20 protein-coding genes are annotated in these 12120 nt (G+C 49.8%); all 20 read right to left on the reverse strand.

All coding sequences use genetic code 11. From position 1 onward, the window contains the following. Nucleotides 1-14: 14 nt before the first annotated feature. Entirely contained in the window at nt 15-554 is a 540-nt protein-coding gene (gene rplE, locus FHW71_RS23335; RefSeq protein WP_007891665.1) for a 50S ribosomal protein L5, read from the reverse strand. Between the two features lie 14 nt (nt 555-568). Then, a complete protein-coding gene (rplX, locus tag FHW71_RS23340) occupies nt 569-883 on the reverse strand; it encodes a 50S ribosomal protein L24 (RefSeq protein ID WP_007891664.1) in 315 nt (104 codons plus the stop codon). Nucleotides 884-893: 10 nt separating this feature from the next. After that, a complete protein-coding gene (gene rplN, locus FHW71_RS23345; RefSeq protein WP_006120590.1) occupies nt 894-1265 on the reverse strand; it encodes a 50S ribosomal protein L14 in 372 nt (123 codons plus the stop codon). Nucleotides 1266-1434: 169 nt separating this feature from the next. After that, nucleotides 1435-1689: a 30S ribosomal protein S17 gene (gene rpsQ, locus FHW71_RS23350; RefSeq protein ID WP_008104738.1), complete on the reverse strand. Its 255-nt coding sequence runs from the start codon at nt 1687-1689 to the stop codon at nt 1435-1437. Continuing rightward, nucleotides 1689-1877: a 50S ribosomal protein L29 gene (gene rpmC, locus FHW71_RS23355; RefSeq protein ID WP_007891662.1), complete on the reverse strand. Its 189-nt coding sequence runs from the start codon at nt 1875-1877 to the stop codon at nt 1689-1691. The genes rpsQ and rpmC overlap by 1 nt, the downstream gene beginning before the upstream one ends. Further along, nucleotides 1877-2287 (reverse strand): 50S ribosomal protein L16, encoded by a 411-nt coding sequence (rplP, locus tag FHW71_RS23360; protein WP_002438716.1) that lies wholly within the window; start codon nt 2285-2287, stop codon nt 1877-1879. The genes rpmC and rplP overlap by 1 nt, the downstream gene beginning before the upstream one ends. A gap of 12 nt (nt 2288-2299) precedes the next feature. Next, entirely contained in the window at nt 2300-2998 is a 699-nt protein-coding gene (rpsC, locus tag FHW71_RS23365; protein WP_007891660.1) for a 30S ribosomal protein S3, read from the reverse strand. Between the two features lie 17 nt (nt 2999-3015). Continuing rightward, a complete protein-coding gene (rplV, locus tag FHW71_RS23370) occupies nt 3016-3348 on the reverse strand; it encodes a 50S ribosomal protein L22 (RefSeq protein WP_007891659.1) in 333 nt (110 codons plus the stop codon). 13 nt (nt 3349-3361) lie between these two features. After that, the gene (gene rpsS, locus FHW71_RS23375) at nt 3362-3640 is read right to left on the reverse strand and encodes a 30S ribosomal protein S19 (protein ID WP_001138115.1); all 279 of its coding nucleotides are present in this window, start codon (nt 3638-3640) and stop codon (nt 3362-3364) included. Nucleotides 3641-3656: 16 nt separating this feature from the next. Next, nucleotides 3657-4478: a 50S ribosomal protein L2 gene (gene rplB / locus FHW71_RS23380; protein ID WP_007891654.1), complete on the reverse strand. Its 822-nt coding sequence runs from the start codon at nt 4476-4478 to the stop codon at nt 3657-3659. Between the two features lie 17 nt (nt 4479-4495). Then, nucleotides 4496-4798: a 50S ribosomal protein L23 gene (gene rplW / locus FHW71_RS23385; protein ID WP_007891652.1), complete on the reverse strand. Its 303-nt coding sequence runs from the start codon at nt 4796-4798 to the stop codon at nt 4496-4498. Beyond that, a complete protein-coding gene (gene rplD, locus FHW71_RS23390) occupies nt 4795-5400 on the reverse strand; it encodes a 50S ribosomal protein L4 (protein WP_007891650.1) in 606 nt (201 codons plus the stop codon). The genes rplW and rplD overlap by 4 nt, the downstream gene beginning before the upstream one ends. 10 nt (nt 5401-5410) lie before the next feature. Beyond that, the gene (rplC, locus tag FHW71_RS23395; RefSeq protein WP_008104741.1) at nt 5411-6037 is read right to left on the reverse strand and encodes a 50S ribosomal protein L3; all 627 of its coding nucleotides are present in this window, start codon (nt 6035-6037) and stop codon (nt 5411-5413) included. Nucleotides 6038-6069: 32 nt separating this feature from the next. Beyond that, on the reverse strand, nt 6070-6381 hold the full coding sequence (gene rpsJ / locus FHW71_RS23400; protein WP_006120582.1) for a 30S ribosomal protein S10: 312 nt from the start codon (nt 6379-6381) through the stop codon (nt 6070-6072). 321 nt (nt 6382-6702) lie between these two features. Continuing rightward, a complete protein-coding gene (gene bfr, locus FHW71_RS23405) occupies nt 6703-7185 on the reverse strand; it encodes a bacterioferritin (protein ID WP_179453204.1) in 483 nt (160 codons plus the stop codon). A 103-nt stretch (nt 7186-7288) separates the two neighbouring features. Further along, nucleotides 7289-7483: a bacterioferritin-associated ferredoxin gene (bfd, locus tag FHW71_RS23410; protein WP_008104746.1), complete on the reverse strand. Its 195-nt coding sequence runs from the start codon at nt 7481-7483 to the stop codon at nt 7289-7291. Nucleotides 7484-7661: 178 nt separating this feature from the next. Then, nucleotides 7662-8846, reverse strand: coding sequence for an elongation factor Tu (gene tuf, locus FHW71_RS23415; RefSeq protein WP_179453205.1), 1185 nt, complete (start codon nt 8844-8846; stop codon nt 7662-7664). 69 nt (nt 8847-8915) lie between these two features. Next, nucleotides 8916-11030: an elongation factor G gene (gene fusA / locus FHW71_RS23420; RefSeq protein ID WP_008102189.1), complete on the reverse strand. Its 2115-nt coding sequence runs from the start codon at nt 11028-11030 to the stop codon at nt 8916-8918. Between the two features lie 93 nt (nt 11031-11123). Further along, nucleotides 11124-11594 (reverse strand): 30S ribosomal protein S7, encoded by a 471-nt coding sequence (gene rpsG / locus FHW71_RS23425; RefSeq protein WP_007886246.1) that lies wholly within the window; start codon nt 11592-11594, stop codon nt 11124-11126. Nucleotides 11595-11690: 96 nt separating this feature from the next. Beyond that, nucleotides 11691-12065 (reverse strand): 30S ribosomal protein S12, encoded by a 375-nt coding sequence (rpsL, locus tag FHW71_RS23430; protein WP_006120575.1) that lies wholly within the window; start codon nt 12063-12065, stop codon nt 11691-11693. Nucleotides 12066-12120: the final 55 nt, after the last annotated feature.

Raw genomic sequence — 12120 nt, forward strand, 5'->3', positions numbered from 1 at the left:
TAAGTAACCCTACCTTACTTGCGGAATGGGAATTCAAAGGCAGCCAGCAGAGCACGGCCTTCATCATCAGATTTCGCAGTAGTGGTAATGGTAATATCCAAACCACGAACGCGATCGACTTTGTCATAATCGATTTCTGGGAAGATGATCTGCTCACGAACGCCCATGCTGTAGTTACCACGACCATCGAACGACTTCGCAGATAAACCGCGGAAGTCACGAATACGTGGTACAGCAATAGTGATCAGACGCTCAAAGAACTCCCACATACGCTCACCGCGCAGAGTTACTTTACAGCCGATCGGATAGCCCTGACGGATTTTGAAGCCTGCAACTGATTTGCGTGCTTTGGTGATCAGCGGTTTTTGACCGGAGATTGCTGCCAGGTCAGCTGCTGCGTTATCCAGCAGTTTCTTGTCAGCGATCGCTTCACCAACACCCATGTTCAGGGTGATCTTCTCGACCCGAGGGACTTGCATGACAGAATTGTAGCCGAACTCTGTCATGAGTTTCTGGACTACTTCGTCTTTGTAGTAATCATGCAGTTTCGCCATCGTACTACTCCAAATTACTTGATAGTTTCGCTATTAGACTTGAAGAAACGGACTTTTTTGCCGTCTTCGAATCTAAAGCCTACACGGTCAGCCTTGCCGGTTGCCGCATTGAAGAGTGCAACGTTGGAAGCTTGAATAGCAGCTTCTTTCTCAACGATGCCACCTGGTTGGTTCAGGGCCGGAACCGGCTTCTGATGTTTCTTAACCAGGTTGATACCTTCAACGATGACTTTACCAGAAGTCAGGACGTTCTTTACTTTACCGCGTTTACCTTTGTCTTTGCCGGTAAGCACGATAACTTCGTCGTTACGACGGATTTTCGCTGCCATTGCTCGCTCCTTAGAGTACTTCTGGTGCCAGAGAGATAATTTTCATGAACTTTTCAGTACGAAGTTCACGAGTTACCGGCCCAAAAATACGCGTACCGATAGGTTGCTCGCTGTTATTGTTTAAAATAACGCATGCATTACCATCGAAGCGAATGACAGAACCGTCCGGGCGACGAACACCCTTCCTGGTGCGCACCACTACCGCTTTCAGGACATCACCTTTTTTCACCTTGCCACGAGGAATTGCTTCCTTGATGGTCACTTTGATGATATCGCCGACGCCTGCGTAGCGACGGTGCGAGCCACCCAGAACCTTGATACACATTACGCGACGTGCACCGGAGTTGTCGGCGACGTTCAGCATAGTCTGTTCTTGGATCATTTTAGTGCTCCGCTAATGTCAACTACTACTTCGGGACCCAAACCTCAGGTCGTTAAAAAGCCCCATAATTGAGGGCGCGGCATTATAACACCGGTTCTCGCACATGGGTAGAAAAAATGAACGGCTCAGACGAGCCGTTCATTTTATTTTTTAGAGGAAGCGGATTCTATTACAGAACCGCTTTCTCTACAACGCGAACCAACGCCCAAGACTTAGTCTTAGACAGTGGACGGGTTTCGCGGATTTCTACCACGTCACCAATACCACATTCGTTGTTCTCGTCATGGATGTGCAGCTTAGTCGTACGCTTGATGAATTTACCGTAGATCGGGTGTTTCACGACACGTTCGATAGCAACAACTGCAGATTTCTGCATTTTGTCACTAATAACACGACCCTGCAGAGTACGGATTTTATCGGTCATTACGCCGCCTTCTCAGTCAGTAAAGTCTTAACACGTGCAACATTACGACGAACTTCTTTCAGCAGATGGGTTTGCTGAAGTTGGCCGGATGCTGCTTGCATGCGCAGGTTAAACTGCTCACGCAGCAGGTTAAGAAGCTCAGTGTTCAGCTCTTCAACGCTTTTTTCACGCAGCTCATTTGCTTTCATTACATCACCGTCTTAGTAACAAAGGTGGTTTTGATAGGCAGTTTTGCTGCTGCCAGCTTGAAGGCTTCACGGGCCAGCTCTTCCGGAACGCCGTCCATTTCATACAGGACTTTACCCGGTTGAATGAGGGCAACCCAATACTCCACGTTACCCTTACCTTTACCCATACGCACTTCCAGCGGCTTCTCGGTAATTGGTTTGTCCGGGAATACACGGATCCAAATTTTACCTTGACGCTTAACTGCACGGGTCATAGCACGACGTGCTGCTTCGATCTGACGAGCAGTCAGACGACCACGGCCAACAGCTTTCAGACCGAAAGTACCGAAGCTGACATCCGTACCTTGCGCCAGACCACGGTTGCGGCCTTTGTGCACTTTACGGAATTTCGTACGCTTTGGTTGTAACATCAGCGACTCTCCTTACTTACGGCCTTTACGCTGCTGCTTTTTAGGTTGAGCAGCCGGTTCCGGTTGTTCAACAGCAGCCATACCACCCAGGATCTCGCCTTTGAAGATCCATACCTTAACGCCGATTACACCATAAGTGGTGTGCGCTTCAGAGGTGTTGTAGTCAATGTCTGCACGCAGTGTGTGCAACGGTACGCGACCTTCACGGTACCATTCGGTACGTGCGATCTCGGCACCGCCCAAACGGCCGCTGACTTCAACTTTAATACCCTTCGCGCCCAGACGCATTGCGTTCTGTACAGCACGCTTCATAGCACGACGGAACATCACACGACGCTCCAGCTGTGAAGTGATGCTATCAGCAACCAATTTAGCGTCCAGTTCCGGCTTACGCACTTCGGCGATGTTGATCTGTGCAGGAACGCCAGCGATTTTCGCGACGACCGTACGCAGTTTTTCTACGTCTTCACCTTTCTTACCGATAACGATACCCGGGCGAGCAGTGTGAATAGTCACACGGATGCTCTTAGCCGGACGCTCGATAACGATACGAGATACAGACGCTTTAGACAGTTCCTTAGTAAGGAACTGACGGACTTTAAAATCGCTGTCCAGGTTGTCAGCGAATTCTTTGGTGTTCGCAAACCAGGTAGAGTTCCATGGTTTTACAATACCCAGGCGAATACCATTAGGATGTACTTTCTGACCCATTGCTAGTCTCCAGAGTCTCAGCGATCGGACACAACCACAGTAATGTGGCTGGTGCGCTTCAGGATGCGATCTGCACGACCTTTCGCACGCGGCATAATGCGCTTCATGCTTGGGCCTTCGTCTACGAAGATTTTCGCGACTTTCAGATCGTCGATATCAGCGCCATCGTTGTGTTCGGCGTTCGCAATGGCAGATTCCAGGACTTTCTTAACCAACACAGCAGCTTTCTTGTTGGTGTAGGTCAGAATATCCAGAGCCTGCGACACTTTCTTACCGCGAATCAGGTCTGCCACCAGGCGAACCTTCTGAGCAGAAGAACGAGCATGGCGATGTTGAGCAATAGTTTCCATCTCTTCCTCCTACTTATTTCTTCTTGGCTTTCTTATCTGCAGCATGGCCGCGATAAGTACGTGTCGGTGCAAATTCACCCAGTTTGTGGCCGACCATTTCGTCGGAAACAAAGACAGGAACGTGCTGACGACCATTATGGACAGCGATGGTCAAACCGATCATGTTAGGGAAGATCGTTGAACGACGGGACCAAGTGCGCAGGGGCTTCTTGTCACCGCTTTCCACCGCTTTCTCTACCTTCTTCAGCAAGTGCAGGTCAATAAAAGGACCTTTCTTGAGAGAACGTGGCATGGCTTATCCTCTAAAATTATTTGCTACGGCGACGTACGATAAATTTATCAGTACGCTTGTTGCTACGGGTCTTCTTACCTTTGGTCTGAACGCCCCACGGAGTTACCGGGTGCTTACCAAAGTTACGACCTTCACCACCACCGTGCGGGTGATCGACTGGGTTCATCGCAGTACCGCGAACGGTAGGACGAACACCACGCCAACGGGTTGCACCAGCTTTACCCAGTACGCGCAGCATGTGCTCAGAGTTGCCGACTTCGCCGAGAGTTGCACGACATTCGGATTCAACTTTGCGCATTTCGCCTGAACGCAGACGCAGGGTAACGTAGGAACCTTCACGCGCAACGATCTGCACGTAAGTACCAGCTGAGCGAGCAATCTGACCGCCTTTGCCTGGTTTCATTTCTACGTTATGAACGGTAGAACCCACCGGGATGTTACGCATCGGCAGGGTGTTACCTGCTTTAATCGCAGCATCAACGCCAGATTGAATCTGATCGCCGGCTTTCAGGCCTTTAGGGGCCAGGATGTAACGGCGCTCGCCATCTTTGTACAGAACCAGTGCGATGTTCGCAGAACGGTTCGGATCGTACTCAAGACGCTCAACAACTGCTGGGATACCATCTTTGTTGCGTTTGAAGTCAACAATACGGTAAGCCTGCTTGTGACCACCACCGATATGACGGGTAGTGATACGACCATTGTTGTTACGACCACCGGATTTGCTGTTTTTTTCTACCAGCGGAGCAAATGGTTTGCCCTTGTGCAGCTCTGGGTTCACCACTTTAACTACGTGGCGACGACCCGGAGATGTCGGTTTACATTTAACAACTGCCATTGTCTTTCTCCTCCGACTTACTCAGCGCCGCCGACGAAGTCCAGATTCTGGCCTTCCTTCAGGGTGACGTAAGCTTTTTTCCAGTCGCTACGACGACCGATACGCTGTCCGTGACGCTTAACTTTCCCTTTAACTACCAGGGTGTTTACGTCTTTAACTTCCACTTCGAACAGCTTCTCAACAGCAGCAACGATCTCTGCTTTGGTCGCGTCTTTAGCAACTTTGAGAACGATGGTATTGGTTTTTTCCATCGCAGTAGATGCTTTTTCTGATACGTGCGGTGCACGCACTACTTTCAGCAGACGTTCTTCACGGATCATGCCAGCATCTCCTCAACTTGCTTAACTGCTTCCGCAGTCATAACGACTTTGTCGAAGGCGATCAGGCTAACTGGGTCGATGCCCGCTGCATCACGCACGTCAACCTTGTACAGGTTACGCGCAGCCAGGAACAGATTCTCATCCAGTTCACCGGTGATGATCAGCACATCTTGCAGCGCCATGTCTTTCAGTTTCTGTACCAGCAGCTTAGTTTTAGGCGCTTCTACAGAGAACGTCTCGACAACGATCAGACGGTCCTGACGTACCAGCTCGGACAGGATGCTTTTCAGCGCGCCGCGGTACATCTTTTTGTTAACTTTTTGACTGTGGTCCTGTGGACGTGCAGCGAAGGTCACGCCACCTGAACGCCAGATCGGGCTCTTTACAGAACCTGAACGCGCACGGCCGGTACCTTTCTGGCGCCAAGGCTTTTTACCTGAACCAGTAACTTCAGCACGAGTCTTCTGCGCACGAGTACCCTGACGAGCACCAGCGGCATAAGCAACAACAACCTGGTGAACCAGCGCTTCGTTGAAATCACGACCGAAGGTAGTTTCGGAAACAGTCAGCGCGCTCTGCGCGTCTTTCAGTACTAATTCCATTGCTATCCCCTTACGCCTTCACAGCTGGTTTAACAATCAGATCGCACCCAGTTGCACCCGGGACGCCACCTTTGACCAGCAGCAGGTTGCGCTCAGCGTCAACACGTACTACTTCCAGGCTCTGAACGGTTACGCGCTCATTACCCAGCTGACCAGCCATTTTCTTGCCTTTGAACACTTTGCCCGGAGTCTGGTTCTGACCGATAGAACCCGGAACGCGGTGTGACAAGGAGTTACCGTGTGTAGCGTCCTGGGTACGGAAGTTCCAGCGCTTAACGGTACCTGCGAAACCTTTACCTTTAGAGGTACCGGTAACGTCTACTTTTTTAACGTCAGCGAAAATCTCAACACTGATGCTCTGGCCAACAGAGAAATCTTCACCTTCGGTGCGGAATTCCCACAGACCACGGCCAGCATCAACGCCAGCTTTAGCAAAATGACCTGCTTCAGGCTTGCTCACACGGCTTGCTTTTTTAGCACCGGTGGTAACCTGGATAGCTTGGTAACCATCGTTGTCCAGGCCTTTGACCTGAGTAACGCGGTTTGCTTCAACTTCGATAACGGTTACTGGGATTGAAACGCCATCTTCAGTGAAGATGCGGGTCATACCCACTTTTTTACCGACTAAACCAATCATTGTATCAACCTCTCAATCGCTCGATGACCTGATTAACCCAGGCTGATCTGCACGTCAACACCGGCAGCCAGGTCCAGACGCATCAGAGCATCAACGGTTTTTTCAGTTGGCTCAACGATGTCTACCAGACGCTTGTGAGTGCGGATTTCGTACTGATCACGCGCGTCTTTGTTAACGTGCGGAGAGATCAGAACGGTAAAACGCTCTTTGCGGGTTGGCAGCGGGATCGGACCACGTACCTGCGCACCAGTGCGCTTGGCAGTCTCAACGATTTCCGCGGTTGATTGATCGATCAGGCGATGATCAAACGCTTTAAGACGGATACGGATTCTTTGGTTCGACATGAGACCAAGGCTCCAAACATTTTATAAACGAAAAGAATTACTACCCACATCCATTACGATTGATGGAGGAGTGTAATCGTTCAGCATATAACTCCCCAATTGGGAGTATTGTTAGGCGATACATAGACAGCTATCCCCTGCGATTCTGCTCGAATCGCGCCGCACCAATATCGGCAGGCCCGCGCATTATACGTAAATCTGTTTAGGAAGCAACCCGTGTTGTGTTTTTAACCACATCTATCTGGCTTTAGCCCAAAAAAACCCGCAGCAATCGTTTTTGACTGGCGCGGGCTTGCATAACATTGCTGGTTGGACATAAGACTAATGTTCGTTCTGATCTTTTAATTGAGACTGAAGATAATTTTGCAGGCCGACTTTGTTCACCAGATCGAGTTCAGTTTCCAGCCAGTCTATGTGCCCCTCCTCTTCCGTGAGAATTTCAATCATCATGTCTCTGCTGACGTAATCATGAACCTTGTCGGCATAGGCTATTGCCTCGCGCAAATCCTTGGCGCCTTCCAGTTCTAATGCCAGGTCAGACTGCAGCATCTCCGGCACGTCTTCACCGATGCGTAATCGACCGAGATCTTGCAGGTTAGGAATCCCTTCGAGAAAAAGAATGCGTTCGATGTACTTGTCCGCATGCTTCATTTCATCGATCGACTCATGATACTCAACGTCATTGAGCCGGGTCAGACCCCAATTTTTGAACATACGCGCATGAAGGAAGTACTGATTAATCGCAACCAGTTCATTCCCCAGCAATTTGTTGAGATGATTTATGATTTTACCGTCGCCCTTCATTTTGCTTCCTCCGCTTCCAACTAAATAGAGCGTAGATGCGGATGAAAGGAAGTCAAAAAACGCGACGGTTATTGTGGGTATTGTGAAGTGCAGGATTAAGTTATCAGGCTATCTCTTTGTAGAGCGGCACGTTTTGCAGTTCATCTTCCATAATTTCCCGCGCAAAGCGCACGCACTTCCCACATTGCTTGCCAATGGGCACCAACTGGCGCAATTGTTGAATCGATTTGGGTTGATAGCGGCGAACCACTTCGCGCAGAGTTTTATCACTCACGGCATTACACAAGCAGACGTACATTTACTGCGGACTCCCGTACAATTTATGATCAAATTGTAAATGAGAATGGTTTTTATTTCAAACGCAGCTTTTATGTGGGATTAATCGAAACGGCAAAATTCAGACATAAAAAAAGAGCACCGAAGTGCTCTTTTTCATGCTGCGATGACTGCCGAAACAGCCATCGACATTAACGCAATTAAGCGATAATTTCAGCAACAACACCCGCACCAACAGTACGGCCGCCTTCACGGATTGCGAAACGCAGACCCTGATCCATAGCGATTGGCTTGATCAAAGTTACGGTCATTTTTACGTTGTCGCCTGGCATTACCATTTCAACGCCTTCTGGCAGTTGAACGTCACCGGTCACGTCAGTAGTACGGAAGTAGAACTGAGGACGGTAGCCTTTGAAGAACGGAGTATGACGGCCGCCTTCATCTTTAGACAGAACGTAAACTTCTGAAGTGAACTGGGTATGTGGCTTGATTGAACCCGGCTTAGCCAGAACCTGACCACGCTCGATGTCTTCACGCTTGATACCACGCAGCAGAACACCACAGTTCTCGCCTGCCTGACCCTGGTCCAGCAGTTTGCGGAACATTTCAACGCCAGTACAGGTTGATTTAACAGTATCTTTCAGGCCAACAACTTCAACTTCGTCGCCCACTTTAACGATACCGCGCTCAACACGACCGGTAACAACAGTACCACGGCCAGAGATTGAGAATACGTCTTCGATTGGCAGCAGGAACGGCTTGTCGATTGCACGTACTGGCTCTGGGATATAGGTATCCAGATGACCAGCCAGTTCAATGATCTTAGCTTCCCACTCAGCGTCGCCTTCCAGCGCTTTCAGAGCAGAACCACGTACGATTGGAGTGTCGTCGCCTGGGAAGTCATATGCTGACAGCAGGTCACGTACTTCCATCTCTACCAGTTCCAGCAGCTCTTCATCATCAACCATGTCGCACTTGTTCAGGAACACGATGATGTAAGGAACGCCAACCTGACGACCCAGCAGGATGTGCTCACGGGTCTGTGGCATTGGGCCATCAGTCGCAGCAACAACCAGGATAGCGCCATCCATCTGTGCAGCACCGGTGATCATGTTTTTCACATAATCGGCGTGGCCTGGGCAGTCAACGTGCGCATAGTGGCGATTCGGGGTTTCATATTCAACGTGAGAAGTGTTGATGGTGATACCACGTGCTTTCTCTTCTGGCGCTTTATCGATCTCGTCGAATTTGCTTGCCTTACCGCCGTAGGTTTTAGCCAGAACGGTGGTGATTGCTGCAGTCAGAGTGGTTTTACCATGGTCAACGTGACCGATGGTGCCGACGTTTACGTGCAGTTTGTTACGCTGAAATTGCTCTTTCGCCATGGCGATAATTCCTTACGTTGTGCCTTCATGAGTCATGAAGGCATCAGTTCACAATTTTTAAACCGTAGCTTATTTGCTACGAGCTTCAATAACGGCCTGAGCGACGTTGTTCGGCGCATCATCGTACTTCAGGAACTCCATGGAGTAAGAAGCACGGCCTTTGGTCAGAGAACGCAGCTGGGTTGCATATCCGAACATTTCAGACAGCGGAACTTCAGCATGGATCTGAACGCCAGTAGCGTTAGATTCCTGTCCTTTGAGCATACCACGACGACGGCTAAGGTCACCGATAACGTCACCGGTGTTCTCTTCCGGAGTCTCTACTTCAACCTTCATGATTGGCTCAAGCAGCACTGGTTGTGCTTTCTTAAAGCCATCTTTAAAGGCCAAAGATGCAGCCAGTTTAAACGCCAGCTCAGAGGAGTCGACATCATGGTATGAACCGAAGTGCAGACGAACACCCAGATCAACTACCGGATAACCAGCCAGTGGACCTGATTTCAGCTGCTCCTGGAGACCTTTATCAACCGCAGGGATGTATTCAGTTGGAATCACACCGCCCTTGATATCGTTGACAAATTCGTAACCTTTCGGGTTAACACCTGGCTCCAGTGGGTACATGTCGATAACAACATGACCGTACTGACCACGACCACCAGACTGCTTGGCGTGTTTACCTTCGATATCGGTAACTTTCGCGCGAATCGCTTCACGGTAAGCAACCTGAGGTTTACCGACGTTCGCTTCAACGTTGAATTCACGCTTCATGCGGTCAACGATGATGTCGAGGTGCAGCTCACCCATACCAGCGATGATGGTCTGGTTGGTTTCTTCATCAGTCCATACGCGGAATGATGGATCTTCCTTCGCCAGACGACCCAGAGCCAGACCCATTTTTTCCTGGTCAGCTTTGGTTTTCGGCTCAACGGCGATAGAGATTACCGGCTCAGGGAATTCCATACGCTCAAGAATGATGACGTTGTCTGGGTCACACAGGGTGTCACCAGTAGTTACGTCTTTCAGACCGATCGCAGCGGCGATATCGCCTGCACGAACTTCCTTGATTTCTTCACGTTTGTTCGCGTGCATCTGAACGATACGGCCCAGACGCTCACGGTTTGACTTAACCGGGTTGTACACGGTGTCACCGGTGTTAACAACACCAGAGTAAACGCGGAAGAAGGTCAGGTTACCAACAAACGGGTCGGTAGCGATTTTGAACGCCAGTGCAGCAAACGGCTCTTTGTCATCGGAATGACGCTCAGCCGGCGTGTCTTTACCGTCGTCCAGCATACCGTTAATCGCGGTAACGTCAGTCGGTGCTGGCAGGTATTCAACTACCGCATCCAGCATCGCCTGAACACCTTTGTTCTTAAATGCAGAACCACAGGTAACCAGGATGATTTCGTTTTTCAGAACGCGCTTACGCAGAGAAGTTTTGATCTCTTCTTCTGTCAGTTCTTCACCGCCGAAGAATTTCTCCATCAGCTCATCAGAACCTTCAGCAGCGGCTTCAACCAGATTTGCACGCCACTCTTCAGCCAGTTCCTGCATATCAGCTGGGATATCTTCGTAAACGAAGGTAACGCCCTGATCGGCATCGTTCCAGTTGATCGCTTTCATTTTCACCAGGTCAACAACACCGGTGAAACCTTCTTCTGCGCCGATAGCCAGCTGAAGTGGAACTGGGTTTGCACCCAAGCGCACTTTCATCTGGTCAACAACTTTCAGGAAGTTAGCACCCATACGGTCCATTTTGTTAACGAACGCGATGCGTGGAACTTTATATTTGTTAGCCTGACGCCATACGGTTTCAGACTGTGGCTGAACACCACCAACTGCACAGTAAACCATTACTGCGCCATCAAGCACACGCATAGAACGCTCAACTTCGATGGTGAAGTCAACGTGTCCCGGGGTGTCGATGATGTTTACGTGGTGTGGTTCAAACTGCTTAGCCATACCAGACCAGAAACAGGTAGTCGCAGCGGACGTGATGGTAATACCACGTTCCTGCTCCTGCTCCATCCAGTCCATGGTTGCTGCGCCGTCATGAACTTCACCGATTTTGTGGTTTACACCGGTGTAGAACAGAACACGTTCGGTAGTTGTAGTCTTACCGGCGTCGATGTGCGCACTGATACCAATGTTACGGTAGCGCTCAATGGGTGTTTTACGAGCCATTTGATTCCTCTGATTCTTAGACGTTCTAAGTTAAAAAAGCCCAGCAGGTGAGTCACTGGGACGCCCGCTGGGTTTATAACAACTACGTTGCTGTTACCAGCGGTAGTGTGCGAACGCCTTGTTGGCTTCAGCCATGCGGTGAACGTCTTCACGTTTCTTAACTGCAGTACCTTTGTTCTCTGCAGCATCAGAAAGTTCGTTCGCCAGGCGGAGAGCCATAGATTTATCACCGCGTTTACGAGCAGCTTCTACGATCCAACGCATTGCCAGGGCATTACGACGAACCGGACGGACTTCAACTGGAACCTGGTAGGTAGAACCACCAACGCGACGTGACTTAACTTCGACAGTCGGACGTACGTTTTCGAGAGCAACCTCGAACGCTTCCAGGCCATCTTTACCAGCGCGTTGAGCCAGGGTATCAAGCGCGGTATAGACGATAGATTCAGCAGTAGATTTTTTACCATCTACCATCAGGATATTTACAAATTTAGCCAGCAGCTCTGATCCGAACTTAGGATCCGGCAGAATTTTACGCTGACCAATGACGCGACGACGTGGCATGGAAATACTCCGTTGTTAATTCAGGATTGTCCAAAACTCTACGAGTTTAGTTTGACATTTAAGTTAAAACGTTTGGCCTTACTTAACGGAGAACCATTAAGCCTTTGGCTTCTTCACGCCGTATTTGGAGCGTGACTGCTTACGGTCTTTAACACCTGAGCAGTCCAGCGCGCCACGAACGGTGTGGTAACGCACACCTGGCAAGTCTTTAACACGACCGCCACGGATCAGGATCACTGAGTGCTCCTGCAGGTTATGACCTTCACCGCCGATGTAGGAGGTAACTTCAAAACCGTTAGTCAAACGCACACGGCAAACTTTACGCAGTGCTGAGTTTGGTTTTTTAGGGGTAGTGGTGTACACACGAGTACATACACCACGTTTCTGCGGGCAAGCTTCCAGCGCAGGCACGTTGCTCTTTGCAACTTTGCGTACGCGTGGTTTGCGAACCAGCTGGTTAACTGTTGCCATTAAATAGCTCCTGGGATTTAGCTTTTTGCTTCGTAAACACGTAATAAATCGCCTC

It is taken from the genome of Enterobacter sp. Sphag1F (assembly GCF_014193275.1).
In the GTDB taxonomy this organism is placed as follows: domain Bacteria; phylum Pseudomonadota; class Gammaproteobacteria; order Enterobacterales; family Enterobacteriaceae; genus Pantoea; species Pantoea symbiotica.

Bases quoted from the DNA above. Each gene is read 5' to 3' on its own strand.
- rplE (WP_007891665.1), bottom strand. From the start codon at position 554: ATGGCGAAACTGCATGATTACTACAAAGACGAAGTAGTCCAGAAACTC.
- rplX (WP_007891664.1), bottom strand. From the start codon at position 883: ATGGCAGCGAAAATCCGTCGTAACGACGAAGTTATCGTGCTTACCGGC.
- rplN (WP_006120590.1), bottom strand. From the start codon at position 1,265: ATGATCCAAGAACAGACTATGCTGAACGTCGCCGACAACTCCGGTGCA.
- rpsQ (WP_008104738.1), bottom strand. From the start codon at position 1,689: ATGACCGATAAAATCCGTACTCTGCAGGGTCGTGTTATTAGTGACAAA.
- rpmC (WP_007891662.1), bottom strand. From the start codon at position 1,877: ATGAAAGCAAATGAGCTGCGTGAAAAAAGCGTTGAAGAGCTGAACACT.
- rplP (WP_002438716.1), bottom strand. From the start codon at position 2,287: ATGTTACAACCAAAGCGTACGAAATTCCGTAAAGTGCACAAAGGCCGC.
- rpsC (WP_007891660.1), bottom strand. From the start codon at position 2,998: ATGGGTCAGAAAGTACATCCTAATGGTATTCGCCTGGGTATTGTAAAA.
- rplV (WP_007891659.1), bottom strand. From the start codon at position 3,348: ATGGAAACTATTGCTCAACATCGCCATGCTCGTTCTTCTGCTCAGAAG.
- rpsS (WP_001138115.1), bottom strand. From the start codon at position 3,640: ATGCCACGTTCTCTCAAGAAAGGTCCTTTTATTGACCTGCACTTGCTG.
- rplB (WP_007891654.1), bottom strand. From the start codon at position 4,478: ATGGCAGTTGTTAAATGTAAACCGACATCTCCGGGTCGTCGCCACGTA.
- rplW (WP_007891652.1), bottom strand. From the start codon at position 4,798: ATGATCCGTGAAGAACGTCTGCTGAAAGTAGTGCGTGCACCGCACGTA.
- rplD (WP_007891650.1), bottom strand. From the start codon at position 5,400: ATGGAATTAGTACTGAAAGACGCGCAGAGCGCGCTGACTGTTTCCGAA.
- rplC (WP_008104741.1), bottom strand. From the start codon at position 6,037: ATGATTGGTTTAGTCGGTAAAAAAGTGGGTATGACCCGCATCTTCACT.
- rpsJ (WP_006120582.1), bottom strand. From the start codon at position 6,381: ATGTCGAACCAAAGAATCCGTATCCGTCTTAAAGCGTTTGATCATCGC.
- bfr (WP_179453204.1), bottom strand. From the start codon at position 7,185: ATGAAGGGCGACGGTAAAATCATAAATCATCTCAACAAATTGCTGGGG.
- bfd (WP_008104746.1), bottom strand. From the start codon at position 7,483: ATGTACGTCTGCTTGTGTAATGCCGTGAGTGATAAAACTCTGCGCGAA.
- tuf (WP_179453205.1), bottom strand. From the start codon at position 8,846: ATGGCGAAAGAGCAATTTCAGCGTAACAAACTGCACGTAAACGTCGGC.
- fusA (WP_008102189.1), bottom strand. From the start codon at position 11,030: ATGGCTCGTAAAACACCCATTGAGCGCTACCGTAACATTGGTATCAGT.
- rpsG (WP_007886246.1), bottom strand. From the start codon at position 11,594: ATGCCACGTCGTCGCGTCATTGGTCAGCGTAAAATTCTGCCGGATCCT.
- rpsL (WP_006120575.1), bottom strand. From the start codon at position 12,065: ATGGCAACAGTTAACCAGCTGGTTCGCAAACCACGCGTACGCAAAGTT.